The sequence below is a fragment of the Nostoc sp. CMAA1605 genome (assembly GCF_021596505.1).
Classification (GTDB): Bacteria; Cyanobacteriota; Cyanobacteriia; order Cyanobacteriales; family Nostocaceae; genus Trichormus.
On sequence record NZ_PJIZ01000049.1, the window covers coordinates 1 to 24,887 of the forward strand.

Genomic DNA, 24,887 nt, shown 5'->3' on the forward strand with positions numbered 1-24,887 from the left:
CTCTTGGTGCAAAAGTCATCCCTATCCTGAAGAGATTTTGTAGTTAGTGGTCGTCTTTATGACCAAGCTTTTGATACATGGTTAGAAACTGGACATTACGCTAGCAGACCACCAGGCGAAATTCATGGCCCATTCCAAACTGATATCGGATGTGTAGTCCTAGAAATATCATTCCCTAATCGCATTTAGTGATTTTTGCTACTTCGCCTTTGTCAAAATCTAGATTGTCATTACATAATCTTAAAAGTTTTTAATATTACATTTTTTGTCATTGCTAGTTCTAAATTACGTGATAAATAGTTATAAGCCCAGAGTCTTTAGTGTAAATTAATATACTAAAAAATATTTTGCTTAGTTACAAAGTATTTAGTATTGCTGTATCAAAAAGTTTAAATATAATAGTTGTTTGGAATTTAATTTGACATTGGACAAGTTTTATCCAGGTGTATTTTACCTAGAGCCAACGACTATGAAAAAAAGATATACTTTTGTCCTCATCACCTGTCTATCCTTGATTTTGTGGCTGTTTATTTACATCAACCAGACAACTATTAACTCTAACGCCTTAGCTTCCGTCCCCGATAGTGGAAACATCGCAGTTCAACCTACATCTACATCTATTAACTTTGACCTGAATAGGCGCGAAAAAGTTGGTTTTGTGTACGAGGCTTTTTTAAGTCCTCAGCAAGAACCAGGCGAAGAGAAAGACACACCCTCCATCACTCCCAAAGAATTTCGGTCTACTGCACCATCTTTGCTGAGAAATGACCGCAAATCACGCGGTCATGGAGTAGTACGTTTCACTAGTGACTTAAGTAAAGCTTACGTAGATGTCAAGGTTGAAAATGTCAATCCTCAAGATGTTGTCATGTTTCACATCCACTGCGGTAGACCTGATCAACTTGGCCCCATCTTAGTTGATTTTGCTCTTGCTAGTAATATTCAAGAAAATATTGCTGATGGTGTGTTTTCAGTAGAAATCAACAATGCACATATTGAAAAAACCAGTAAATCTGGACAGGGAATAGTTGGTGCATTTACGGCGGGATGTCCCATTGTTCCAGGTACATCAGATAAGGTGAAAACAATTGCAGGTATGGAATACATTCTCCAAAAAGGCGAACTTTACTTTAACTTACATACAAAAGGACAAACTTTTTACGGAGATATTCGCGGACAACTCCATCGTGCATGAAATCATGTATCTGGAGTTGCATATCTTTTAGTTTTGATTGTGAACGGTTGTACAGGCGGGTTTAACCAAAATATTTGTTTTCGAGAGCGAATATCTCACAAAATCCGCCCCTATTGACCGATAAAAGATGTTTCTTTAACCAGCAACAAATTTCATTGCTACCCCATTCATGCAGTAACGTTTACCTGTAGGTGCGGGGCCATCATCGAATACGTGACCCAAATGTCCACCACAGCGACGACAATGCACTTCTATTCTGGTCATGAATAATGACTTATCTATAGATGTACCAATTGCGCCATCAATGGGTGCGTAAAAGCTAGGCCAGCCTGTACCACTGTTGAATTTAGTTGTAGATGTAAACAAAGGTAAGTTACAAGCAGCGCAGATATAATTACCTTTGGCATATTGTTTATCAAGGGGACTAGTACCAGCGCGTTCAGTTCCATGTTTTCGTAGTACATAAAACTGTTCTGGCGTGAGGATTTCTTGCCATTCTGCATCATTTTTTGTAATTTCAAATTGATTTTTCGGGAGTGCCATAACTTGTGACCTATCTGTTAAATAATGTGACAACCAAACTGTAGCTACTGTGAATGCACCAGCTTGTAAAAAATAGCGTTTTTTCATATTTTTGGAGTTAATTTAAGTAAATCTATCGACATTAACAGTTGTGAATGCTATTAAAGAATCACCAAATCAAAAGGTAGAGGAGTAATCATTTGTCACTACATCATGAACGCTATATTCCTGCACAAGAGGAGTACCTAGAAGCATTTCGAGCAATTTATTGTGATTTAACTCTAGGACACAAAGCTATTTTAGAGAAGTTATATCAGCATTGTTACTTTATGAAAAATAATCGCCGATTACGGACTTGGGAATTATCGGAAGCTGCGGGATATAAAGGTGATGCGTCTGGTCAAATTGGTCATTTAGGTGCAAAGTTTGGCGAGTTTTTTGGTATGGAAAAACATGACTTTGGACAACCCGCATTAACAATTGTGAGTTGGTTTGCTGATGAAATCAGCGGCTATTGGTATATTGAGCTAATTCCAGAAGCTGCTAGAGCCTTTAAACTGTTTCGTCAGGAAAATTTGCAGATGTTTTAATTGCAGAATTTCTATAGTTTGGGTTTACATGAAAGATTTGGTTTAATTAGGGTTTTGTCTCCCGTATTTCAAAACGGTTGACATCCAAACTAACTCGTCCATAAATCTTGTTATGCGGCGAATATAAGTTGGTTTATCAATCAAATTTCCAGATTCATCAAATAGTGTCTGTACGTTGCTAAAGTTGAGGTCATAAAAAATAGTAACTAACCCCAACTCACGCATTACAGGTAAGAGATTTTGAATAACTCTTGTCCCACCAAAAGCACCTGCGGAAACCCCACACAGTCCAACAGCTTTATGAATGTATTCTTTGAGGCAGCTATCAAGTACGTGTTTGAGTAAACCTGGATAGCCGTGGTTATACTCTGGTACAACGATAATTAACCCATCTGCACGTTCAATAGTGGCAGAAAAGGCTGGATCTTTAATTGATTCGCCTGCGTCATTGGTAGCTATGGCTAGATTTCTGATATCTATTAATTCAGTGGTGAGGCGATCGCGTGTGGCAATTTGCTCCACAATAAATTTAGCCACATATTCACTTTGACGACCCTGACGAGGAGTACCAAGGATCACGGGAATAAATAAATCTGCATCTAGCATAATTTTTTCTAGCTACTGTTCTTGATAATTCCAAAGTAGTCCCCCATCTACAAAAAATGTACTACCTGTAATGTAATCAGCATCAGCAGAAGCTAGAAAAGCCACTAAGGAAGCTACATCTTGGGGTTTTCCTAAACGACCCAGGGGGATATTTTGTAGTAAAGCTCCCAATTTTTCTGGATCATTTAACAATTTAGTATTAATCGGCGTTTCTATAGCTCCTGGGGCAACATTATTAATAGTAATGCCCAATGCTCCCAACTCCACAGCTAAATTACGAGTTAGCATTTTCATCCCACCCTTACTTACACAGTAGGCTGTGAAATTGGGAAATGGTAATTCTTCATGCACAGAACTAATATTAATAATTTTGCCTGTACGTTGAGTAGCAATTAAGTGTTGGACAAAGCTTTGAGTGGCAAAAAACACGCCTTTTAAATTCACATTCATGACTGCATCATAATCGGCTTCTGTCACTTCCCAAAAAGGTGCGTGTTTTTCAATACCCGCATTATTTACCAAAATATCCAACTTGCCAAAATGCTCAATACTTTCTGTAATTAATTGACGCACTTCTTCCACACTACCCAAGTCAGCTTTGAGAGTATAACCATGAGATTGATGACATTGTGCCATGTGACAATTACCACCAAACGCCTCTACCTTAGCTAAAGTTTCCTCTGCGCCTTCTGGATGAGAACGGTAGTTAATCACAACATTTGCACCAGCTTGAGCCAGACGTAAAACAATTGCTTGTCCAATTCCTTGGCTGCTACCTGTAACTAGGGCAACTTTACCTGCTAAATTCATATTTTTATTTTGGTTAATTGCTGGTTATATTTTGGTTAATTTTTAGCCTCTTAAAGTGGCAGATCCAAAAGTTGCATTAAATTTGCGACACCAAATAGCAACAGATTGATAATCGGCTAAATTAACATTTTGGGGAATGCGATAACGTTGAGTACCTCGAAATTTTTGTAAGGGAGCGATGACAAGATAATCTCCTCTTTTTAGGGAATAAGCTGGGGGACGAGTTGAGCCAATAACGTTAGGAGAACGGTGTAAAACTACTACTAAATCTGGGCCGGAGCTAGAAGTTTTAAATGATCGCTCAAGTTCAATAAATGTTTGACCATTTTGAGTCACAATGTTGACGTTTCCTTGAGTTGTGTGTTCTCCAGAAACAAATGAACCAGATTTAATGGTAGTTTTAGCGGCAGATTTACCAAAATTATCAACATTCTGCATTTTGCTCAAAAGTATGGGTGTATTTGCATTTGCACTCACAAAGTTTGTTAGCAACTGTTTACTTGATGCTTTTTGCACACAAGTAACCATCAATAAAGAAACCAGACCCAACCCCAGCAAATATTGCGATTTCATAACTTCAAATCCCTGATTGCAATAATTATTAGTTGCAAGACAACTTGCAACTTAAGATTGATTATGTCCGAAATAATTAGTTTAAAAATTATGAATATCTAAGGAAATGCCTTGATAAAATGTGATATTCTGTCTAAAAATTTCTTAGGATTTTCTCAGCAAAATTTAAACTTTAATATTTGGCTTATAAATAAATATTCGCAGAATCATTTATAAACACTTATGATCAAAGCCGTTGATGAGAAAATCTTACACAGTCAAAGGTGGCAGAGGGAGAGAAGAGCGATCGCACTTTTATCTTCCTTGAACTATCGCACCGGGAAATTACCGAGTTATCTACATGATATTGCCTGTGGAGTCAGTGAATTACTGGAGTTAGATTGGTCAGTAGTTACCCTATGTCAGCAAGGCTTTGAAAAGGTACTGGCGAGTAGCCTAGATATGGGAGCAGGTGAACACCTTTATTCATTACATGGTTCACTGACTAATACTGTTATAGAAAGTGGTCATTCCTTAGCGGTGGAAGATGCCAATAAACATCCAGAATATGGCAAAGCACCTGAAGGTTATTGTGCTTATTTAGGTATACCTTTAAGAATAGCCACAGGAGAAGTAATTGGCACTATCTGCTGTTTCCATCAACAACCAAGAGAATTTTCTCTAGAAGAAATTCAACTAGCAGAAATGTTTGCAGAACGTGCTGCTACAGCTATTGATAATTATCATTTGTATGAACAACAATGTCGATTTAATCAGATTCTCGAAACTGAAGTTGAAGCTCGTACCGCAGAATTAAAATCAGCACAAGAAAAACTGGTAGAACAAGAACGACTAGCAGCTATTGGTGAATTTGCTGCTATGATTGTCCATGAAATTCGCAATCCCTTAACAACGATGAATATGGGATTGAAATATGCCAAAAAACACCTTTTAAGTGAAGCAGCACAAGAGCGATTAGCATTAGCACTCAGTGAAGGACATCGGTTAGAAAATCTGCTGGGTGAAATTTTACTATATGCCAAGCCCAGGTTTTACAACTATGTGAAGTAGATGTCAATCAATTTATTAGTGCATTTTTGATGTCTATTTGTGAAATGCCAGAGGCAGATTCACGACAAATTCAATTTATCTCTGCATCATCTACAGTCAAAGTTTTAGCAGATCAAGATAAACTCAAACAAGTTTTAATTAATATTGTTCGCAACGCTTTTGAGGCAGTTACCCCAGAAAGTGAGATTAAATTGGAAGTAAATAACTCCTGTGAAAGTCAGGTTGATATTCATGTCTGGAATGGTGGTGAAGCAATTCCGCCAGACGTACTACCAAAGTTAACCAAGCCATTCTTCTCCACAAAACCCCAAGGCACAGGTTTAGGACTCGCCATCACTAAACGTATCATTAATGCTCATAGCGGGGAATTATTTATTCAGTCTGACCAAACTACAGGTACTAGGGTAACTATCAAATTACCAGTCGTGTGTTTTGAGAAATGCTGAGACTTCATTAACACCCTGTTTTCAAATCACCAAGGATAATCAAAATTAAGCTACAATGCAAGCAGAACAAGCATTTCTTGCCTACTAACATCCCATGCTGGAGAATCTGCAAACCCAACTTTACCAACTAGAACAATTTGCCAACACTCTTGTTTCTCAACAACTGACACACTTGAACTTGCTGAGTATTGGCATAATTTTCACAGCAGGGTTACTCACTAGCCTCACACCTTGTATGCTTTCCATGCTGCCAATTACCATTGGCTACATTGGCGGCTATGAAGCCAAAAGCCGATGGCAAGCAGCTCTACAATCAACATGGTTTGCTTTAGGATTAGCCACTACCCTCGCCGGGCTTGGTATCATAGCAGCTTTACTAGGCAAAGTATACGGTCAAATAGGCTGGGGATTGCCGATTATTGTGAGTATTATCGTTATTCTCATGGGGTTGAATTTACTAGAGGCTATACCCCTACAATTGCCATCTTTTGGTGATACCAACTGGATTTCTCCAGATTTACCCTCTGGGGTGCGTTCCTATGCAACGGGGTTAACTTTTGGCTTAGTTGCTTCCCCTTGTAGCACTCCTGTTTTAGCCAGTTTATTAGGTTGGGTAGCCAATACCCAGGACTTATTTTTGGGTGCTGTGTTGTTAATTTCCTACACAGCAGGCTATGTTGCACCATTGATTTTAGCGGGTACGTTCACTGCGTCTATTAAGAAGCTATTAGAATTACGTCGGTGGTCTGGTTGGATTAATCCAGTTAGCGGCGCGCTTTTAGTTGGTTTTGGCGTATTTTCCCTCATTTCTCGCATTCCCTTTGGTAGTTTGTAAGCCATTTGCAAACAACAACAAACACCTACTTCTCCTACACCCGATGTTTTTCGTAAGCAATGACTATAGATAATTCCGCGCCGACAAACTCTCCTTGGTGGTCTTTACCAGGAAAATACTTGCGAAAAGAGTTGTTACCAATACTGACAGATTTAAGATTAGCGATCGCACTCTTACTCATCATCGCTTTATTTAGCGTCACTGGTACAGTCATCGAGCAAGGTCAATCACCAGCATTCTACCAAGCCAATTACCCAGAACACCCGGCTTTATTTGGTTTTCTGACTTGGAAGGTAATTCAAGTAGTCGGTTTAGATCATGTTTATCGGACTTGGTGGTTTCTAGCTTTACTCGTTTTATTTGGGACTAGTTTAACTGCTTGTACCTTCACCCGTCAGCTACCAGCCTTAAAAGCGGCGCGTCGCTGGAAATATTACGAAGAACCACGACAATTTCAAAAACTCGCTTTAAGTGCAGAACTAGATAATGGTTCTGTGGAATCTTTAACACCTTTATTACAAAATCGTCGTTATAAAATTTTTCAAGAAAAAGATGGTATTCTCTACGCCCGTAAAGGCATAGTTGGACGCGTTGGCCCTATTATCGTACACATTGGAATTGTCACAATTCTTTTAGGCGGGATTTGGGGCGCAATGACGGGATTTATCGCCCAAGAAATGATTGCTAGTGGCGATACTTTTCAAATTCAAAATATTATCGATGCAGGGCCTTTAGCTGCGCCAGTTCCCAAAGATTGGTCTGTACGGGTAAATCGATTTTGGATTGATTACACACCCAAAGGTGGCATTGATCAATTTTATTCAGATATGTCAGTTTTAAATAATCAGGGACAGGAAGTTGACCACAAAAAGATATTTGTCAACCAACCCCTGCGTTATCATGGCATTACTTTTTACCAAACAGATTGGGGTATTTCCTCTGTGCGTGTACGGCTGAATAAAAGTCCTGTGTTTCAGCTACCAATGGCGTTATTAGATACTAAAGGTCAAGGACGCATTTGGGGTACTTGGATTCCTACCAAGCCAGATTTGAGTGAAGGCGTTTCCCTATTAGCTAAAGATTTGCAAGGGATGGTGTTAATTTATGATGCTCAAGGTAAATTAGTTGATACCGTCCGCACGGGGATGTCCACTCAAGTCAACGGTATCACCTTAAAAATTGCCGATGTAGTTGGTAGTACAGGGTTGCAAATTAAAGCCGATCCAGGTATTCCCATTGTTTATGTTGGGTTTGCGGTGCTGATGTTGGGTACAGTCATGAGTTATTTTTCCCACTCGCAAATTTGGGCATTAAAAACAGGCGATCGCTTGTATATTGGTGGTAAAACTAATCGCGCACAAGTAGCCTTTGAGCGCGAAGTTTTAGAAATTTTAGATAGTTTGAGTGCTAATTCTGAAGCAGTTCCAGTCACCAAATAAATATTAGCTGTATGTGAATGTTAACAGTTAACAGTCAACATTCAACAGCTTACTTTTGATGTCGTACTTCTACCACAGTATGAACATTACCGCGAGGAGTAAAATCTGCTTTTACCGTCGCTTCTAGAGGGTCACAAGCAGCGATAAAATCATCAAGAATTTGGTTAGCAGATTCTTCGTGAGAAATGTAGCGATCGCGATAACTGTTAATATAAAGTTTTAGTGCCTTTAACTCCGCCACTCGTTCATCAGGAACGTAGGTAATATAAATAGTGGCAAAATCAGGATAGCCGGAGAATGGACACTTACAAGTAAATTCCGGCAAAGTAATATTAATCTCGTAACGTCTACCCACACGCGGATTAGGAAACGTAATTAGCTGTCCTTCCGCAATGATGCGTTCACCATACTTCATTTCTTGGCTAGACTCAGATACAGTTTCAGGTGAGGAATTACTCATAAGTCAACAGGTAAAAATATCAGGTCAATTGCAAAACCGTACAAGTTCTAATTTTAACCTTTTTTCCTTTTACCTTTGTCCTTCACCTTTCACCTTCTCCCTTTTACCTTTTGCCTTTTACCTTTATCCTTGTTCCCAGTCTGGACAATTCCCATCATCCCAGCCGTGGGGGTGCATACCACAAACTAACAAGTTCCCTCCATACACATGACCATGATAATTCTGACAACCAACACAAGCGGGATTTTGTTCTGCTGTAGCTTCCACGGAGTAAGGAAAGCCAGGATCAGCATCAACAACCAAGTCTTCCAGTTCCCAATAAGCTTCTAAAAATGGTTCAGTAATCTCTTGTAAATACTGATCCACTTCAGTCACAATAGAAGTCTGGACTTGTTCAGAAATCTCTTCTGTTAACTCAAAAAAAGCATCTACCATATCAGTCATTCCCAGGAAGAAACGCTCCACTTCATCAGCCATCGTTTCTACAATTTCCATCAAATCTTTTTGCCATTGTTCCATAAATGTTACGCCCTTAATTCTTGCCAACAGGACGCTTAGGGCTGCTCGGCTTGAAGCACTCTAAGTTCACCCCAGGTAATGTATATTATAAATTCTTAAGGGCGTGACATTCTACTAAACTTTTGCGGGCGTACTCAGCACTCCCTAATCGTTCTGCAATTTCTTTAACTCTTCTTGCAGGTCTAGCACTTGTCGGCGTAATTGATCTACGTTATCAGTCGATTCCTGTTTCACCGTGGGTTCTTCGTCTTCCTCGATAATTTCGATGCGACGAGGTTCGGAAGGCGGTGTTTTTTCAGCAGTCTCAGCAGGCGGTTGCGGTTGTTGAGCTTGTTTCATCATATCTTCCACAAAGCGGCGGGCTTCATCTGTGGTCATTTCGCCCTTTGCCACCATTTCGTCTGCCAGTTTTTGGACTTGCGATCGCAGTTCAGATAATTTTCCTCCAGCTTTCTCACCAGCGTAAGAAGCCAACCCGACACCAAGGTAAAAAGCTTTCTGAACTAAATCTCCAAAGCCAGGCATTGCTGCTGATTGCTCCTAGTCAAATAGGGGAACCCGGAGACTACGCCTACTACAAGCATCCCATGTTGCTGCTACCTTCCGGTCCTGACAAGGTTTAGGCGTTGCAGCCGCATAGATCCAGGTCTAAAAAAAGTATAACACTAAATTCTGTGTAAGTGAGTATTATTCGACAACGATTTTCCATTCGTATAATTTGTAGTTGACACAACCGTTATATACCAAGGGATCACGCGCCACAATTTTCTCGGCTTCCTCCATTGAAGCCGCTTCAAACAGTAACATCCCGCCACCCATCTTTGCCCAGTAACCAGTTTTAGCTTTGTGTCCTTGAGCAATCAACTCTTGGACGTAGGCTCTATGGGCAGGTACGTATTGATCAAAGGTAGTTTTATCAACTTTGCCCTCTTCTATCTTGACAAACCACGGCATTGTATTTGAAGTCCCCTTGCGACAAAAAACTTATTTTAGTAGTTTATCGGTGTTAAGTTACGAATTGTAACGAACTGCTAATTCACCTCAGCTGCAATTAGATAGTCCTATAGATTCTCTGCAATAAATTAATCAAATGTGGAGGTACCCCATCATTATTTCATCAATGTAAATAAAGTTGAGAAGAGGAAATATGTTAGATCATCTCAGTGACAACAATTCTATTCAACTAAATAATCGTTACTTATTACTCAAACAACTCCAAAAAAATCGAGGAAGATATACACACCTTGCTAAAGATTTGCAGACAGAACAATTAGTAGTTATTAAAGTCCTGTTATTTAACCAGGAATTTCGGTGGGAAGACTTGAAGTTATTTGTCAGAGAAGCAGAAACTCTCAAAAGTCTGTCTCATCCTGGTATACCTAATTATATTGATTATTTTGAACTAGATATATCCAATCTCCAAGGATTTGCCTTAGTGCAGACTTATATCATAGCCGAATCTCTGCAAGCACATCTAGAAAACGGGCGAAACTTTAATGAGCGAGATATTAAACAGCTAGGAGAATCTTTATTAGCCATATTAGATTATTTACATTCACGTCAACCAAGTGTGATTCATCGTGATCTTAAACCTAGCAATATTCTCTTAGCTAATCGTACTGGTAACAGTGTCGGTAATGTATATTTAGTAGATTTTGGCTCTGTAAAGACAACTATACAATCCAACAGTACAAGGACAGTGGTTGGTACATACGGATATATGCCACCAGAGCAGTTTGGAGGGAGAGTATGCCCAGCTTCTGATATTTATAGTTTAGGTGCAACTTTAATTTATTTATTGACAAAAAAGCATCCTGCTGAATTACTAGATGATGATTTAAGCTTTCCAATCAGCAATATAAATAATATTAGCTCGGAACTCAATCTTTGGTTAAAGTTAATGACTCAGGCTAGTCTAAATCGTCGTTTTAATTCTGCTGCACTAGCACTAAAATATTTAGAAAATTTATCTGACCTTAATTTAAAGTATTCTCAAGACTTACAGGTAGCTATCAAACCTAAGTTTAGCAAAATTAAACTGATTATAACACCTGAAGAACTTTATATATTTTTTCCGCGTAAGAATATATTTAAATCTATATTTACTATATTTAAATTTATATTTGAGGTTTCTTTTCCTTTTATTATGGTATATGGATTTATATTTTTCTTCATCTTTGTAAATGTCTTTTTGCGAAATAAGTTAATTTTTATTTTAGATTTAATAAAATTCATCCCTCAATATTTATTTATTGCCTGTGGTATATCAATATCTAGTTTAATACTTTATCTTTTGAGCCATACAATTTTAGCAAAAGTATATTTAAAAATAGATAAGACAAATGTAGTTATTGATAGACAAATATTTAGTCATACATCTTTGAGTTTATCAAAACCAATACTAATTATTCCTAGAGCTTATATTTGGAAGCTAGTTTCCACAGCACAACAATATAAACTCACTAAGTTAAATCAAAGCTATAAAAACACAGATAAACCTCCAAATTTAGTAATTTGGGAGGGTACAATCAATCATTATGACTTGAATTCATATTTAGATTTGCCCCTGAGTTTAGATGAACGTAACTGGATAGCACAAGAGATCAGTAATTTCTTAGATATTCCCATAACTGAAGAATAAGAATCTCTCATTAATTCAATTTTTCATAATTGTCAGCCTTAAGTAGTGAAGATATGTTGAATTATACTGAAGTATTGCATAATCGATATCAGATTCAGAAACAGTTGGGATGTAATATCAACCGTTATACATACTTAGCTAAAGATTTGCAAACTCACCAATTAGTTATAGTTAAACTGCTAATATTTAACGATGCCTTCCATTGGGATGACTTAAAATTATTTGAGAGAGAAGTTAAAATTCTACAATCTTTATCACATCCATCTATTCCTCAATACATTGAATATTTTACAATAAATAGTCCTAATTTAAACGGGTTTGCTTTGGTACAAACTTATATTGACGCTCAATCTCTACAAACATATCTGATCAATGGGCGCACATTTAGTGAAATAGAAGTCAGGCAACTAGCCAAACAGTTACTTTCAATATTAGATTATCTTCATTCTCACCAACCTTGTGTAATTCACCGCGATATTAAACCCAGTAATGTTTTATTATCTAATCGCTCATCTCATAGTGTTGGTGATGTTTATTTAGTTGACTTTGGCTCATTGCATCTTGCCAATTATCAAGATGGCACTATTACAATAGTTGGTACTTATGGTTATATGCCACCAGAACAATTCGGTGGTAAAGTTCTTCCTGCTTCTGATATTTATAGTTTAGGAACAACACTCATCTATTTAATAACAGGTATAGAACCCGCAGATTTACCCCAGGAAAATTTACAAATTCAGTTTGAACAATTTACTCATGTTAGTTCTAGCTTTAGAGACTGGTTGAAATTAATGACACATCCCCGTCTCAAAAAACGTTTTAGCTCCGTTACAGAATCTTTAAATGCTTTGGAATCGGGTAAAATAGAATTTAATGAGCCACCACTCAGTAGAATTATTATTGAAAAAAAAGATGACTCTCTAAATATTACTATTCCTTACAAGCAGAGTAATTCTGCCAAAAATGATTATATGAAATCTATTAATAAGGTGAAACAAAAATATCATGAATCATGGCTCTCGAAAATTCTCTCGATACTAATCAATCCTGCTTTATATATATTTATTTTTCTGATAATCTTACCTCTTATTCCGATAATTATTCCGATGATATTAATATCAATGTTTATTGAATTAATTAATCGTATTAAGCTTGATACTTTTCCAGAAAATTATAAATTTATTAATACTTTATTCCCTGGTATAAATAACCAACTATCCATTAATGAAACTATTAAATCCATCGATTCTTTAAATTTAAATATTGCAGCACAAAAAATTTCTTTAACATTTAATTACACATCAAAATCCAAAATCAAGGAAGTTTATACAGTTTGCAAAAAGCCTGTACAAAGGCTTTCTAGTATAATATTTCAAAAGAGAAGTTATGAGGAATTTGAAGTAAACACTGAGGGAGGTAAAGAAATACAAGAAAAGGAAGTACCCCCCATGCTCTTTATAGTGATAGGTAATCAAGGATATGGATTAAGTTATCAACTTACTACATCAGAAACTTATTTTATAGCAGAAGAAATTAGTAAATTTATAGATATACCAATTACTTGGGTCTAGACTAGATTTCTTGCAGGAGAAACTATCGATAGTTTCTGCAAACGTTGTTATACCAGAAAGTTGTGCGATCGCTATTTTCAAAATACCTGTTTCAGTGAAATTTTGCTTTTTTGTCTGGTCATAGCTAATCACAATTTATTACAGAGTGATTGCAGATGACAAAAAATCACATTTTATTAGTAAATAAGTCAATTAATCTGAATCAATTAGCTAGTCAACAACCTCCGCCGCAATAAATCTAGGGCTGTACAAGCACTCAGATGACGAATAAAAGAGCGATCGCGCATTGTCCCAAACTGATATTTAAAACTTTTGACTTCATCATTCGGCCCTGCTAAACCAATATAAACCAATCCCACAGGCTTAGTTTCACTTCCCCCAGTGGGGCCAGCAATCCCCGTGATACTTAATCCCCAAGTAGTTGCTAGGCGGGTTTTAACACCAATTGCCATCTGCTCTGCAACGGTATCACTAACTGCTCCAAACTCTGCTAAATCTTCCGGCTTCACTCCCAATAACCCCACTTTCACGGAGTTATCGTAGGAAATTACACCACCCCAAAAATAATCAGAACTACCAGAGATTTCTGTTAACATTTGCCCCAAAGTTCCACCAGTGCAAGATTCAGCCACTGCTAGGGTTTCTCCTGATGTCCGTAATAATTGACCGACAACGGAAGCTAAGGTGTCATTATCCACACCATAGAAATCCAAACCTGCAATTTCTTTAATCTGTTGTTCTACAGGTGCAATCAACGCCTCGGCTGCGACTGATGAGTTGGCTTTAGCTGAAACACGTAGCCGTACTTCTCCTTTCCCTGCATAGGGTGCAACTGTGGGATTCGGTAAGTTAAAATAATCACTCACTTTTTCTGCTAAAGCAGATTCCCCAATTCCCCAAAACCTCAAACTGCGGCTATAAATAATTTCTTGACCCCAACCTTGACTTTTCAAAAATGGTACGGCTGTTTCTTCCCACATTCGGCGCATTTCACTGGGAACACCAGGGAAAGTCAAAATGGTAATATCTGGGCGGGGTTTCCAGATTATCCCAGGTGCTGTACCACTGGGATTAGGTAAAATATCTGCACCTTGGGGAATCAATGCTTGTTTGCGGTTACTAGGAGTCATCACCCGACCACGGTGAGCAAATTTCTGGGAGATATCTTCAATAATGGCTGCGTCTTCTACTAAAGGCGCGCCAAAAAAATCAGCGATAGTTTCACAGGTTAAGTCATCGGGAGTGGGGCCTAGTCCACCGGTAAAAATGAGAATATTAGCTCTGGAAATAGCAATTTCAATAACTTGCTTGATGCGTTCTGGATTATCTCCTACCACGGTTTGATGATAGTGGGGAATTCCTAATTGGGCTAGTTGTTGGGCTAGATATTGAGCATTTCCGTTTAGGATATCTCCCAGTAAAAGTTCAGTACCGACACAAATAATTTCTGCACTCATTGATTTCTTGTCAAAAGTAAAAATAAAATTTTGGCTTTAAAAGCAATTCTTAAACATTACCTTGTCAGATAAAGCCTTCTAAATTGCATTAGCGTGGCAGGACGTTAGTCCATTGCGTTAGCGTTCGCGTAGCGTCTCGTAGAGAAGCGGGACGAAGTCCATTGCGAATTGATATTACTGATAGTAATTTGTATCAGGTTAACACACTACTTAGTTAGCCAATCAATAAATAAGGCGTGTTTACGCCAAAGCGTCACACACCCTGAGAAGATTGGTCAATGTCGTTTTGAATTTAAGTAGAACGACTTGAAAAAACCAAACTATGTAAAGTAATGTAAAAAAATTGCATTTAGTTCGTAGTAAGGACTTTAGTCCTTACTACGAACCTTTAATTATTTACACCGTTCTACTTAGAGTGCCATATTAATTACTTTTGTAATTTACGATTTTGCTGAGAAAACTTGCGGACTCTCCAACAGACGTAACTTAAAAGTGAAGTGGTTGCACAAATGTAAGCAATACTGCTAGGTACACCAGCCACAAATAATGCTAAACTTCCTACCCACAAAGTTAGACAGTAGATAAATAATACTGACCAGCGATGGGATAAACCCGCTTGCAAAAGGCGATGATGGAGGTGACATTTATCTGCAACCCAAGGTCGTTTCCCTTGACGTAGACGAGCCAAAATCACGGCGGACATATCTACAATGGGGACAGCCAAAATTAAGTATGGTAAAAGAACGGCAGTGAAAGCGGGGATTTTGACTAAACCAATCACACCCACAGAGGCTAAAGTAAAACCCATAAAATATGAGCCACCGTCACCCATAAAAATTTGTGCTGGGTTGAAGTTGTAGCGGAGAAATCCTAAAGCTGCACCAGCTAAGGCGGCTGCAATTAAAGCGGCGGCTGGTTGCTGCATAAATAAGGATACAAATAGCATAACGACAGCCGCAATCCCAGAAACCCCAGCCGCCAGACCATCTAAGCCGTCAATCCAATTGATGGCGTTGACCATCCCGACTAACCAAACTACAGTAATAGGCAAACTGAGCCAGTGGAGGTTAACTATACCAACAGTAGGGATAGTAATAAAATCTATGCTGACACCAGCTTTCCAAGCACAGGCGGCAACAATTATTTGCATTAACAGTCTTGTTAGAGGAGATAAACTTAATAAGTCATCGGCTAAACCAATCAAAAAAAAGCCAAGACCACCTAAAGTTACGCCCCAAATTTGCCATTCCTTTTCGGGAGGCAGATTAGCAAAGCCACCCAACCACCACACAATCATTAGAGATAGTATTGTACCTGCGAAGATGGATACTCCTCCCAGGCGTACCATCGGACGGTCATGAATTTTGCGACCACCAGGTTGATCTACGCGTCCACTTTTAATGCCAATCTTTTTGACATCAGGCGTAGTCCAAAGGACGACTACTGCGGCAACGAGGAAGGCGATCAGATGATATATCTGAGCAGGCATCTGTAATTTTTTAGAAAGTTTATTAACAAAAATTGGCCAAGGACGTTTCCTTCATATTTTTACTACATTTCAGGCCTAAATCAGCATAAGAATTGGATATTGGGAATGGGGCATGGGGAATGGGGCATGGGGCAAGTAGGAAGTGTGGGAGGGGTGGGAGGTGTGGGAGGATAGGGAAGAAATCTTTCCCCCCACACTCCCCACACTCCCCACACTCCCTATACTTCCCAGTCCCCAATCCCCAGTCCCCAATCCCCAATCCCCAATCCCTAAGCCAAAGCTGGTACAGGAATTTCCTGGTGAGGATATAAGGGGAAGCGATCGCACAATGCAGCTACTCGACGTTGACAGTCTTGAGCTACGGTTGCTGATTCTGGATTAAGCAGGCGATCGGCGATAATGTTGCCAATTTCGATAAATTCATCGACTCCCATCCCTCTGGTTGTCATGGCGGGAGAACCTAAGCGCAAACCACTGGTAATAAATGGCGATTGGGGATCAAAAGGAACTGTATTCTTGTTGGTGGTAATATTCACTTCACTCATTAATTGATCTGCTTTCTTACCTGTCATCCCAATCGAACGCAAATCGACGAGCATTAAATGGTTATCTGTACCGTCAGATACCAGTTTTAAACCGCGATTTTGCAGTTGAGTGGCTAAGGCTTGAGCATTATCAATTACTTGCTGTGAGTAATTGGTAAATTCTGGTTTTAAGGCTTCACCAAAAGCTACGGCTTTACCTGCAATCACGTGTTCTAAGGGGCCGCCTTGAGTTCCAGGGAATACGGATTTATCTAATTTTTTACCCAATTCTGCATCACGGGTCAAAATTAACCCACCTCTGGGGCCACGCAGGGTTTTATGGGTGGTGGTGGTGACGACATCACAATAAGGAATCGGGTTAGGATGTAAGCCGGTGGCGACTAACCCCGCAATGTGGGCAATGTCTGCGAGTAAGTAAGCACCAACTTCGTCAGCAATACTACGGAATTTGGCGAAATCAATGATGCGAGGATAGGCAGAATAACCACAAATCAAAAGCTTAGGACGCTCCCTTAACGCCAGCTCTCGAATTTGGTCGTAGTCTAGTCGTTCTGTTTGTTGACTTACGCCGTAGTGACGGACTTGAAACCATTTACCGGAGACATTCACCGGAGAACCGTGGGTAAGGTGTCCACCGTGGGACAAGTCCATCCCCATGATTGTGTCACCAGGTTCTAACAAAGTCAGAAAAACTGCAAAATTCGCCTGTGCGCCGGAGTGGGGTTGGACGTTGGCGTGAGCCGCACCAAATAGCTGCTTGGCTCTGTCAATGGCTATTTGTTCAATTTTGTCAATAAATTCGCACCCACCATAGTAACGCTTACCAGGTAAACCTTCGGCGTATTTATTGGTGAGGACTGAACCTTGAGCTGCTAGTACAGCCGCCGAGGTAAAGTTTTCACTAGCGATCAGTTCTAAATGGCCGCGTTGGCGTTGGAGTTCTTGATTAATTAATTCTGCGATCGCGGGATCGGAGGTAGCAAGCAAGTCTGAATTTGTTCTAGTCACTTTAACTATACCTAATAGCAGTTTCTACGAAAGTTAAGGCGATCGGCACACAAGTTTCTCTGTTAACAGTTGACAATCAAGATTTCTACCTTCTTGAACTGCTATACAAACATGATGTATTCCATCTGGAATTATCAGTTGCCGAATAACTTCATAGATTTATGATCATAAACCTGTTTACGAAAATATCAACTTTGATACTTTTAAGAAAATCAGGGGTGTGAGGGTGTAGGGGTGTAGGGGTGTAAGGGTGTAAGGGAAGAAAATAGTTTTTCTTCTATATTTTGCTAGTGAGATACTCTGATAGTTGGAGGTTCAGAAAATCAGCTTTCACCAAGATACTTGCAGGATGTGCTAAAATATGAGCATCAATACCTAATAAATCCTCAAATATTCCCTAATTTTTTAGTTAAACTCATCAAAATTTAGTCCTCGGTGTGGTCAGTATATTAATTAGAATTATTTAATTAGCTGTGAGAGACGCGCTATCGGGCTGCTAAAAGTCAAGTGGAGCGAATTACCTGTAAATGTTGTAGCCCTACTACCTGTAAGCAAGAATCTCTCGGCAGTAGAGTAAGAAGGAGAGATTGAGATGTTAGTCATTCTCATGGACGAGCAAATCCTAGTTCCTGAGCAAGTTTGTCAGTCTTGCTTACTAGCTGATAGTAGTGGTCAACCACGTTGGCGCGGGGGAAAGTTAACTTGCGGTCAAGCTATTCGCCAGCTTACACAACAGCAACCAGAGCAGTATAAATGTCAAATGGGTTTTCGCATAGCCCAGATAGAATAGTCAAAGCCAAAAAGGTAGGTTAACTGCGTTATCCTATGCTCTAGGGGAATCTGAAATTTTCACCATAGGAGAACGCATAATGGTTTGGCGTGGGACTACATCAATTACTGATCGCATTTTCGCCTGTTTACCTTATCTTCTGCCCATAATTAACGGTTTAGTGTTTGGGAGTTATTTGTTAGGAAGGTTTCCTATATTACAGATACTCTTGATACCTTTACAGCCAATATTGGTCTTGTATATGAGCTTGGGACAATTAGGTCGATTACTCCTTTTCTTTGCTTTATTTATATTTGTAGTCAGAAACGAAAAAATTGTGCATTTCATTCGGTTCAACACCATGCAGGCAATATTGCTCAACATTGTGATATTTCTCTGTGAAGTTCTGAGAGAACTTCTGGCATTCATTCCTAATACTGGCTTTGCTATAGAAACAATATCCAACTTAGTTTTCGTAGTAATTGTTGGAACAGTAGTGTATTCTATAATTCAATCCATACTAGGACGCTACGCGGAACTGCCAACAATTTCTGATGCAGTTTATGCACAAGTACGTTAATAGTTTAGGGAGATGCCACGGTGTTTTCTAAGCGACCAATACCTTCAATTTCTATGCGGACGCGATCGCCTGGCTTTAATGGGCCAATACCTTCTGGTGTACCCGTGAGGATCACATCTCCAGGTAGTAAGGTCATCACTTGACTAATATAAGCAACTAGAAAATCAGGGGCAAACACCATCTGATCAATACCCGCAGATTGCACTGGATCAGGATCATCATTAATAAAAGTCTGCAATCTAGCTCCAGGGTTTAATTCTCGCACAATCCAAGGGCCTAGAGGACAAAATGTATCAAACCCTTTAGCGCGAGTCCATTGACCATCTTTTTGTTGTAAATCTCTAGCCGTCACATCATTGGCGACGGTATAACCCCAAATTTTAGTTTGGGCTTCTTCTGGTGTACATTTACAAGCGCGATCGCCAATGATTAAAGCTAACTCACCTTCATAATCCACTCGTTGCGACTGCTGAGGATACTGAATTATTGTCTCTGAAGGAATAATTGTTGTTGGTGGTTTTAAAAAAATTAATGGCTCAACTGGTACAAGGCTTCCCATTTCCGCAGCATGGTTAGCGTAATTCTTTCCCACCGCTACAATCTTGGAAGGAGCGCAAGGTGCAAGAATTTGATAATTATCCGGTTCTAAAACTAGATCAGTTAGCTGTCCCTGTAGCCAAGGTGGAGCATCAAGCACCTGCACATTAAGAGACAGCTGCAACAACCCATAGTAAATCTTTCCTTCTTGATTTTGAACACGCACATAACGCTGGGCCATAAATTTGATCAAAATCCTTATCAAGTTAGGGACTGGGAACTGGTAAAGGTAAAAGTCAAAAGGTAAAAGAAAAGATTCTTTTGCCTTTTTGCTTTTTATTTTTTCTCCTCGCTTCCCATCAACAAGGCCAATTTTGGCAGATGGGGCTGATGATTAAAATAGAAAACTGGTAAGATTATATTTCCTTGTTGCTTCAGATGTTGATTAATACTGAGATATTTTATATCTAAATGTATAAATTAGTGTCAGCAGCCAGTTGTCCAAAAGGAGAATTACAACCATGTCTACAGTTTACGAAACACTATATATTCTGCGCCCAGACCTCACAGATGAACAAGTAGAGCAAGCGATCGCCAAGTATCAGAACTTGCTCAAAGAACAAGGTGCTGATAACATTGAAATCCAAAATCGTGGCAAGCGTCGTCTGGCTTACGAAATTGATAGAAATCGTGATGGCATCTATGTTCAAGTAAACTACACTGGGCCCGGAAAAGTGATTGCTCCCTTAGAACGCGCTATGCGTTTGAGCGAAGAAGTAATTCGCTACCTCACCATTAAGCAAGAAGTATCTGAGAACCAAGCAGAAGAAGTTGCTGCGACAGTCTAAGACAATTGTTAAATGACCCGTGGGGAAAATTGAGTATTCATAACTCAGTTTTCTCCACGGACAAAACTAGAATAAGAACATATAATCAGAAAAAATTTTATTTTGATGCCTTATTTTGTAATTGAGTTGGGAATGCTAGATTAACATTGCCTGCCCCAAGCAAGCGATCGCAGTATATCCAAGGTTGGAAAATATTCTTCAATCGGAGCTTTAAGCCACTGTGAGCCAAACTGAACTACCCGACATCCAAGCTCTATCTACAGAAATGTCGCAGCTGCGCCAAGAATTGCAGCTACGGGATCAACTCGTCCAACAGCTATCACAAGAACTTTTCCGGCTAGTCAAGGGCAATACTAATTTTATACCCCCCAAGCTAGAGCCGGAACAAGATTTAACTCAACTAAAAGCTTTACAAGAACAACTACAGGCTGTTGAGCAGCAAGTCACATTCTATCAAGAGCAAATTACTGTCCGCGACACGGAAATTTATCAACTGCGTCAGTCCGTTCAAGAGTTAACTGACCGCAGTCGGATGTTAGAACAAGTAGTGCAAGAATTACCGCAAATTTACCGCCGGAAATTTGAAGAACGCATGACTCCAGTCAGGGAAAAAGTAGCTCAACTGCAAAGAGAGAACCGCCAACTACAAGCCGAATTGCAAAGCGTCAGTTATCGTTTAGCTCTTAAAACACGCACTTCTAGCCATAGTGGAATTGATCTACCCAACTTTCCCCGTCCCGCATCCACATAACACAATGTTTTTACGGTAAAAAATGCCTAACTTGAGGATAAATTAGGCAAAAAGCTGAATATTTCTTGATATTTTTTTGACATTTTTTTGATATTCTTAAATATTGTATAATTAGGGTCTGTTGAATAACTTTAAAACTCTTTACTAGTAAGCAATTCGCGGTTATTTTTAGGAAAAAAGTGCAAGAGAATTGGGATATGAGGCTGAAAAAGTTTGCATCTCCAATTTTTTGGATGCAAAAAAATTGGAAAAAATTAGGGTAAAACTGTTCCCTGTTCCCTACCTCCACTAAAGGACTTTTTCAGCAAGCCCTAATTATTGACTCAAAAATATATTTTTGCGAGTCTATCTAAATTTGATGACAACTTGCTTTGATAGACACATTGATTAAAGCTTTGGTGCAACTACAATTAATAGCCACCAAAACAGCACTCAGCACTCCTTGACAATAATTAGAGTAAACCACAGCAATGCTCAAAAATAATCGGCTCATTTAGACTTTTAACCAATTATTTTGACATTGCCGGATTTAGTTATTATAATGAAATGTTAGCTTGCTAATGATACTTGCTCGTTATCGACGACACTAAAAATATCTTCGTAAGTGTCAAAGATTTCAAATACTGAATCTAACTGTGTAAGTTCTAAGACCAAGCGCACAGGAGTCTGTACGTTGCACAAAACTAGACGGCAACCATTTTGTCTTGCTGATGTTAATCCTTTGACTAATGAAACCAAACCGGAACTATCCATAAAGTCTACTAATGCCAGATCAACCACCCAAAGCTGATGAGGCTGAGGAGTGATTTCAGACATCTGTTGGCTCAAGGACATACCATTTTGTAAGTCTATGCTGCCTTGAGGTTTAAACAAAACCACTTGTAATTCTGGTGTGAGTGTCATAAATTTAACCAAGTAGTTGAAACACTTAACAAAAGCAGGACGCAGAAACCAATACTAGCGTGATGCTGTGTGTGAAATCTTGGTTACATCCACAGTAAAAAGTAGATTGCAACTACAAGTTTTCTAGCATTTGCTTCAGTATTTATTCCGTATAATTTGTTTTGACATTCCCCAATATAGGCACAAACGCCTAATGATTTCCGTATCAAACGTATCTTTTACAGAACCTTTATATTTTTTTAAGTTTTTTATAAGTTTTTAATAAAAATTTATTGCTTTATCGCTTCATTTATGCGTTTGTGCTAATAACTGATAGATACTTGATTGTCAATTATTAGTTACTAATCATTCATATAGGAATCCAACTTGATTATTGAAACGATTTGCGTAGGTAGGGAACAGGGAACAGGAAAAGAAGTAACAGAAGTGTACCGAGTTTTTTCAGAAATCAAATATGATTCCTATATATGTCTAGAATTATACTAGGGCTTCGAGACATTCCAAGCGACAATAGCTTTTTGAACTGCTGAATATGGGGGCTTGATTGACACCCCAGGTAAAAACAAGCAAAGATGTATATAAAGTAAAAAATTGTAAAGGCGGCGGTGCGGGATGTCTCTTGAGTTGATTTCATTAGAAAACATCCAGGAGTTTGCCCATCATTACGGTTACTGGGCTATTTTTTTAGGAATATTGCTAGAGAACTTGGGTATACCTCTTCCTGGTGAAACCGTAACCTTAGTAGGTGGCTTTCTGGCTGGTAGTAAGGAACTTAATTATTGGATAGTTTTAGCCCTTGCCATTACTGGTGCGGTGATGGGTGGAATTTGTGGCTATTGGATTGGTCGGCTGGGAGGCTGGTCTTTTTTACTACAAGTAGGAAAAATATTTCGATTTAGTGAAACAAAATTGTTGAGTATCAGAGCGCAATTTAGTGAAAATGCAGCTAAAGCAGTCTTTTTCGGCCGCTTTTTTGCATTATTGCGAATTTTTGCTGCTCCATTAGCTGGTATTGCTGAGATGCCTTTCGCCAAATTTTTGATATACAACATTTTAGGAGCAACAGCTTGGGCTAGTTTAATGGTGACATTAGCCTTTTTTGCTGGTAGGGTTGTTTCTCTTGAACAATTGGTGGCTTGGGTGAGTCAATTTGCAATTTTGGCTTTACTGATACTTGTAGCTGTGATTGCTATTCCCTTATGGTTAGAATCGCGTCAAGTTAAACAAGCCGCAAAAGACTAAGAAAAGGCAAAAGGAAAAATTAAAAAGGCAAAAGAGAAATTAGAGGTTTGTAGTGAGGACTTCAGTCCTAAGATGAGGACTAAAGTCCTTACTACAAACTTTTTTCCTTTTGCCTTTTGCCTTTATTTATTGGAAAAAGTTAGGTTTAAAACCTCGCCCCTGGTGGGTGAAAAAATCCTTGTTTCCCAAGGTAGGTAAAAACCCCACCCCTCGTGGGTGGCTGAATTAATTGCGAATTGCGTTAGCGAAGCGGGACGAAGTCCATTGCGAATTGCGAATTGGTTTTATCTAGTTTGTTTTGCCCAAATGCGAGTCGGTAGTCCCCAAACGTAAATGAAACCTTCGGCTGCTTTGTGGTCAAACTGATCTTCTGCGCCGTAGGTAGCTAAGTCAGGGGTATAGAGTGAATTATCGCTCCAACGACCGACGATAGTGGCGTTACCTTTAAACAGCTTCAAGCGCACAGTTCCAGATACTCGTTCTTGAGTCTTCTGGATAAAAGCGTCTAAAGCAGTTTTCAGGGGACTATACCACAAGCCGTTGTAGACCATTTGAGTATAGGTGTCTTCAATACCCCGTTTGTAGTGGGTAACATCTGCGGTGAGGGTGAGGCTTTCTAAATCTCTGTGGGCTTGAATTAGCACCAACATGGCGGGAGATTCGTAGATTTCCCGTGATTTGATCCCTACCAAACGGTTTTCAATCATATCGATGCGACCGACACCATGATTTCCCACAATTTGATTGAGTTCTTGGATTAATTCGACGGGTGTTTTGGCTATCCCATTGAGGGTAGTGGGTATACCGTGAATAAATCCAATCTCTAAATATTCTGGCTCATTGGGGGTGTCAGCGATCGCTTTGGTCATTTCATAAATTTCTTCTGGTGGTTCAAATGTGGGATCTTCTAACACACCAGCTTCGATACTGCGACCTAGTAAGTTTTTATCAATACTATAGGGTGAAGACTTTTTCACAGGGGCGGGAATCCCAAATTGTTCACCGTAGGCGATGGTTTCTTCACGACTCATACCCCATTCCCGCGCCGGTGCGAGAATCTTTAATTCAGGATTTAATGCTGCACAGGAAACATCAAAGCGGACTTGGTCATTACCTTTACCTGTACAACCATGTGCGATCGCATCTGCACCATATTTTTGTGCAGTTTCGACCAATATTTTAGCAATTAACGGACGAGCCAGGGCAGTTCCTAGAGGATAACGATTTTCATAAAGAGCGTTAGCTTGAATAGCTGCAAAAGCATAGTCTTTAATAAAACTATCTTTTACATCCACCACCAGAGATTCACTTGCACCTGATTTTAGAGCTTTTTCTCGGACTGGTTCTAATTCATCACCCTGACCTAAATCTGCTGCTAACGTAATTACCTCTTCTACTCCCCACTCTTGCTTGAGGTAGGGAATGCAAACGGAGGTATCGACTCCACCAGAATATGCCAACACAACCTTTTTGGCGCGACCCATTTGTTTCTCCACTTAGG

26 protein-coding genes, 1 other RNA gene and 1 pseudogene are annotated in these 24,887 nt (G+C 39.3%); 12 read left to right on the forward strand and 16 right to left on the reverse strand.

Translation table 11 applies throughout. The annotated features are described in order from the left end of the window. Positions 1 to 469 precede the first annotated feature (469 nt). The gene (locus tag CV014_RS17150; protein ID WP_236143134.1) at positions 470 to 1,195 is read left to right on the forward strand and encodes a CHRD domain-containing protein; all 726 of its coding nucleotides are present in this window, start codon (positions 470 to 472) and stop codon (positions 1,193 to 1,195) included. A gap of 135 nt (positions 1,196 to 1,330) precedes the next feature. On the opposite strand, the gene msrB is transcribed toward CV014_RS17150, so the two are convergent. Continuing rightward, positions 1,331 to 1,825: a peptide-methionine (R)-S-oxide reductase MsrB gene (gene msrB / locus CV014_RS17155; RefSeq protein WP_236143135.1), complete on the reverse strand. Its 495-nt coding sequence runs from the start codon at positions 1,823 to 1,825 to the stop codon at positions 1,331 to 1,333. A 92-nt stretch (positions 1,826 to 1,917) separates the two neighbouring features. Here msrB and CV014_RS17160 point away from each other — a divergent pair, with 92 nt between their 5' ends. Next, positions 1,918 to 2,307: a hypothetical protein gene (locus CV014_RS17160; RefSeq protein ID WP_236143136.1), complete on the forward strand. Its 390-nt coding sequence runs from the start codon at positions 1,918 to 1,920 to the stop codon at positions 2,305 to 2,307. Between the two features lie 42 nt (positions 2,308 to 2,349). Here the strand turns inward: CV014_RS17160 and CV014_RS17165 are convergent, their stop codons facing one another. Genes CV014_RS17165 through CV014_RS17175 form a run of 3 tightly spaced genes read right to left on the reverse strand, consistent with a single transcriptional unit; the run spans position 2,350 to position 4,296 of the window. Beyond that, the gene (locus CV014_RS17165) at positions 2,350 to 2,913 is read right to left on the reverse strand and encodes an NADPH-dependent FMN reductase (protein WP_236143137.1); all 564 of its coding nucleotides are present in this window, start codon (positions 2,911 to 2,913) and stop codon (positions 2,350 to 2,352) included. A gap of 12 nt (positions 2,914 to 2,925) precedes the next feature. Beyond that, a complete protein-coding gene (locus CV014_RS17170; RefSeq protein ID WP_236143138.1) occupies positions 2,926 to 3,723 on the reverse strand; it encodes an SDR family NAD(P)-dependent oxidoreductase in 798 nt (265 codons plus the stop codon). Positions 3,724 to 3,765: 42 nt separating this feature from the next. After that, entirely contained in the window at positions 3,766 to 4,296 is a 531-nt protein-coding gene (locus CV014_RS17175) for a DM13 domain-containing protein (RefSeq protein WP_236143139.1), read from the reverse strand. A 222-nt stretch (positions 4,297 to 4,518) separates the two neighbouring features. Here CV014_RS17175 and CV014_RS17180 point away from each other — a divergent pair. The 3 genes and pseudogenes from CV014_RS17180 (at position 4,519) to CV014_RS17190 (ending at position 8,066) form a co-directional block, all read left to right on the forward strand. Then, positions 4,519 to 5,792 (forward strand): annotated as a pseudogene (locus CV014_RS17180) (ATP-binding protein). Positions 5,793 to 5,886: 94 nt separating this feature from the next. Further along, on the forward strand, positions 5,887 to 6,627 hold the full coding sequence (locus tag CV014_RS17185; protein ID WP_236143140.1) for a cytochrome c biogenesis protein CcdA: 741 nt from the start codon (positions 5,887 to 5,889) through the stop codon (positions 6,625 to 6,627). Positions 6,628 to 6,686: 59 nt separating this feature from the next. Then, positions 6,687 to 8,066 carry a cytochrome c biogenesis protein gene (locus CV014_RS17190; RefSeq protein ID WP_236143141.1) on the forward strand — a complete coding sequence of 460 codons (1,380 nt, stop codon included), beginning with the start codon at positions 6,687 to 6,689 and terminating at the stop codon, positions 8,064 to 8,066. 49 nt (positions 8,067 to 8,115) lie between these two features. On the opposite strand, the gene queF is transcribed toward CV014_RS17190, so the two are convergent. From queF to CV014_RS17215, 5 genes are all read right to left on the reverse strand, one after another. Next, complete coding sequence (gene queF / locus CV014_RS17195) at positions 8,116 to 8,526, reverse strand: preQ(1) synthase (RefSeq protein WP_236143142.1); 411 nt, start codon at positions 8,524 to 8,526, stop codon at positions 8,116 to 8,118. A gap of 123 nt (positions 8,527 to 8,649) precedes the next feature. Continuing rightward, positions 8,650 to 9,045 carry a hypothetical protein gene (locus tag CV014_RS17200; RefSeq protein WP_236143143.1) on the reverse strand — a complete coding sequence of 132 codons (396 nt, stop codon included), beginning with the start codon at positions 9,043 to 9,045 and terminating at the stop codon, positions 8,650 to 8,652. Between the two features lie 144 nt (positions 9,046 to 9,189). Further along, positions 9,190 to 9,570 carry a phasin family protein gene (locus CV014_RS17205; protein WP_236143144.1) on the reverse strand — a complete coding sequence of 127 codons (381 nt, stop codon included), beginning with the start codon at positions 9,568 to 9,570 and terminating at the stop codon, positions 9,190 to 9,192. Positions 9,571 to 9,597: 27 nt separating this feature from the next. After that, positions 9,598 to 9,694: signal recognition particle sRNA small type (gene ffs / locus CV014_RS17210), an RNA gene on the reverse strand. 38 nt (positions 9,695 to 9,732) lie between these two features. Then, positions 9,733 to 9,999 carry a YciI family protein gene (locus tag CV014_RS17215; RefSeq protein WP_236143145.1) on the reverse strand — a complete coding sequence of 89 codons (267 nt, stop codon included), beginning with the start codon at positions 9,997 to 9,999 and terminating at the stop codon, positions 9,733 to 9,735. A 193-nt stretch (positions 10,000 to 10,192) separates the two neighbouring features. Here CV014_RS17215 and CV014_RS17220 point away from each other — a divergent pair, with 193 nt between their 5' ends. Next, on the forward strand, positions 10,193 to 11,686 hold the full coding sequence (locus CV014_RS17220; RefSeq protein WP_236143146.1) for a serine/threonine protein kinase: 1,494 nt from the start codon (positions 10,193 to 10,195) through the stop codon (positions 11,684 to 11,686). A 29-nt stretch (positions 11,687 to 11,715) separates the two neighbouring features. Then, entirely contained in the window at positions 11,716 to 13,257 is a 1,542-nt protein-coding gene (locus CV014_RS17225) for a serine/threonine protein kinase (protein ID WP_236143147.1), read from the forward strand. 206 nt (positions 13,258 to 13,463) lie between these two features. On the opposite strand, the gene CV014_RS17230 is transcribed toward CV014_RS17225, so the two are convergent. The 4 genes from CV014_RS17230 to glyA all read right to left on the reverse strand — a co-directional run bounded on the left by CV014_RS17230 (position 13,464) and on the right by glyA (position 17,756). Continuing rightward, a complete protein-coding gene (locus CV014_RS17230) occupies positions 13,464 to 14,714 on the reverse strand; it encodes a competence/damage-inducible protein A (RefSeq protein ID WP_236143148.1) in 1,251 nt (416 codons plus the stop codon). A 427-nt stretch (positions 14,715 to 15,141) separates the two neighbouring features. Then, complete coding sequence (locus tag CV014_RS17235; protein WP_236143149.1) at positions 15,142 to 16,203, reverse strand: glycosyltransferase family 4 protein; 1,062 nt, start codon at positions 16,201 to 16,203, stop codon at positions 15,142 to 15,144. A 75-nt stretch (positions 16,204 to 16,278) separates the two neighbouring features. Beyond that, a complete protein-coding gene (locus CV014_RS17240; protein ID WP_236143150.1) occupies positions 16,279 to 16,455 on the reverse strand; it encodes a hypothetical protein in 177 nt (58 codons plus the stop codon). 17 nt (positions 16,456 to 16,472) lie between these two features. Next, a complete protein-coding gene (glyA, locus tag CV014_RS17245; protein WP_236143151.1) occupies positions 16,473 to 17,756 on the reverse strand; it encodes a serine hydroxymethyltransferase in 1,284 nt (427 codons plus the stop codon). A 592-nt stretch (positions 17,757 to 18,348) separates the two neighbouring features. On the opposite strand from glyA, the gene CV014_RS17250 reads away from it, so the two are divergent. Together CV014_RS17250 and CV014_RS17255 are read left to right on the forward strand one after the other, a co-directional pair. Next, entirely contained in the window at positions 18,349 to 18,546 is a 198-nt protein-coding gene (locus CV014_RS17250; RefSeq protein WP_236143152.1) for a hypothetical protein, read from the forward strand. 79 nt (positions 18,547 to 18,625) lie between these two features. After that, complete coding sequence (locus tag CV014_RS17255) at positions 18,626 to 19,105, forward strand: Tic20 family protein (RefSeq protein ID WP_236143153.1); 480 nt, start codon at positions 18,626 to 18,628, stop codon at positions 19,103 to 19,105. Between the two features lie 4 nt (positions 19,106 to 19,109). Here CV014_RS17255 and CV014_RS17260 read toward each other — a convergent pair whose 3' ends face one another. Further along, positions 19,110 to 19,883, reverse strand: a complete 774-nt coding sequence (locus tag CV014_RS17260; protein ID WP_103139519.1) for a fumarylacetoacetate hydrolase family protein — start codon at positions 19,881 to 19,883, stop codon at positions 19,110 to 19,112. 280 nt (positions 19,884 to 20,163) lie between these two features. Between CV014_RS17260 and rpsF the strand changes: the two genes are divergently transcribed. Further along, positions 20,164 to 20,490 (forward strand): 30S ribosomal protein S6, encoded by a 327-nt coding sequence (gene rpsF / locus CV014_RS17265; RefSeq protein WP_236143154.1) that lies wholly within the window; start codon positions 20,164 to 20,166, stop codon positions 20,488 to 20,490. A 220-nt stretch (positions 20,491 to 20,710) separates the two neighbouring features. Further along, positions 20,711 to 21,241 carry an Npun_F5560 family protein gene (locus CV014_RS17270; RefSeq protein ID WP_236143155.1) on the forward strand — a complete coding sequence of 177 codons (531 nt, stop codon included), beginning with the start codon at positions 20,711 to 20,713 and terminating at the stop codon, positions 21,239 to 21,241. 549 nt (positions 21,242 to 21,790) lie between these two features. Here the strand turns inward: CV014_RS17270 and CV014_RS17275 are convergent. After that, entirely contained in the window at positions 21,791 to 22,144 is a 354-nt protein-coding gene (locus CV014_RS17275; protein WP_236143156.1) for an STAS domain-containing protein, read from the reverse strand. 612 nt (positions 22,145 to 22,756) lie between these two features. On the opposite strand from CV014_RS17275, the gene CV014_RS17280 reads away from it, so the two are divergent. Next, entirely contained in the window at positions 22,757 to 23,386 is a 630-nt protein-coding gene (locus tag CV014_RS17280; RefSeq protein ID WP_236143157.1) for a DedA family protein, read from the forward strand. 284 nt (positions 23,387 to 23,670) lie between these two features. Here CV014_RS17280 and CV014_RS17285 read toward each other — a convergent pair whose 3' ends face one another. Then, the gene (locus CV014_RS17285) at positions 23,671 to 24,870 is read right to left on the reverse strand and encodes an argininosuccinate synthase (protein ID WP_236143158.1); all 1,200 of its coding nucleotides are present in this window, start codon (positions 24,868 to 24,870) and stop codon (positions 23,671 to 23,673) included. Positions 24,871 to 24,887: the final 17 nt, after the last annotated feature.

Excerpts from the sequence above, each read along its gene's own strand:
- CV014_RS17150 (WP_236143134.1), top strand. The coding sequence starts at position 470 with ATGAAAAAAAGATATACTTTTGTCCTCATCACCTGTCTATCCTTGATT.
- msrB (WP_236143135.1), bottom strand. The coding sequence starts at position 1,825 with ATGAAAAAACGCTATTTTTTACAAGCTGGTGCATTCACAGTAGCTACA.
- CV014_RS17165 (WP_236143137.1), bottom strand. The coding sequence starts at position 2,913 with ATGCTAGATGCAGATTTATTTATTCCCGTGATCCTTGGTACTCCTCGT.
- CV014_RS17170 (WP_236143138.1), bottom strand. The coding sequence starts at position 3,723 with ATGAATTTAGCAGGTAAAGTTGCCCTAGTTACAGGTAGCAGCCAAGGA.
- CV014_RS17175 (WP_236143139.1), bottom strand. The coding sequence starts at position 4,296 with ATGAAATCGCAATATTTGCTGGGGTTGGGTCTGGTTTCTTTATTGATG.
- CV014_RS17185 (WP_236143140.1), top strand. The coding sequence starts at position 5,887 with ATGCTGGAGAATCTGCAAACCCAACTTTACCAACTAGAACAATTTGCC.
- CV014_RS17190 (WP_236143141.1), top strand. The coding sequence starts at position 6,687 with ATGACTATAGATAATTCCGCGCCGACAAACTCTCCTTGGTGGTCTTTA.
- queF (WP_236143142.1), bottom strand. The coding sequence starts at position 8,526 with ATGAGTAATTCCTCACCTGAAACTGTATCTGAGTCTAGCCAAGAAATG.
- CV014_RS17200 (WP_236143143.1), bottom strand. The coding sequence starts at position 9,045 with ATGGAACAATGGCAAAAAGATTTGATGGAAATTGTAGAAACGATGGCT.
- CV014_RS17205 (WP_236143144.1), bottom strand. The coding sequence starts at position 9,570 with ATGCCTGGCTTTGGAGATTTAGTTCAGAAAGCTTTTTACCTTGGTGTC.
- CV014_RS17215 (WP_236143145.1), bottom strand. The coding sequence starts at position 9,999 with ATGCCGTGGTTTGTCAAGATAGAAGAGGGCAAAGTTGATAAAACTACC.
- CV014_RS17220 (WP_236143146.1), top strand. The coding sequence starts at position 10,193 with ATGTTAGATCATCTCAGTGACAACAATTCTATTCAACTAAATAATCGT.
- CV014_RS17230 (WP_236143148.1), bottom strand. The coding sequence starts at position 14,714 with ATGAGTGCAGAAATTATTTGTGTCGGTACTGAACTTTTACTGGGAGAT.
- CV014_RS17235 (WP_236143149.1), bottom strand. The coding sequence starts at position 16,203 with ATGCCTGCTCAGATATATCATCTGATCGCCTTCCTCGTTGCCGCAGTA.
- CV014_RS17250 (WP_236143152.1), top strand. The coding sequence starts at position 18,349 with ATGTTAGTCATTCTCATGGACGAGCAAATCCTAGTTCCTGAGCAAGTT.
- CV014_RS17255 (WP_236143153.1), top strand. The coding sequence starts at position 18,626 with ATGGTTTGGCGTGGGACTACATCAATTACTGATCGCATTTTCGCCTGT.
- CV014_RS17260 (WP_103139519.1), bottom strand. The coding sequence starts at position 19,883 with ATGGCCCAGCGTTATGTGCGTGTTCAAAATCAAGAAGGAAAGATTTAC.
- rpsF (WP_236143154.1), top strand. The coding sequence starts at position 20,164 with ATGTCTACAGTTTACGAAACACTATATATTCTGCGCCCAGACCTCACA.
- CV014_RS17275 (WP_236143156.1), bottom strand. The coding sequence starts at position 22,144 with ATGACACTCACACCAGAATTACAAGTGGTTTTGTTTAAACCTCAAGGC.
- CV014_RS17280 (WP_236143157.1), top strand. The coding sequence starts at position 22,757 with ATGTCTCTTGAGTTGATTTCATTAGAAAACATCCAGGAGTTTGCCCAT.
- CV014_RS17285 (WP_236143158.1), bottom strand. The coding sequence starts at position 24,870 with ATGGGTCGCGCCAAAAAGGTTGTGTTGGCATATTCTGGTGGAGTCGAT.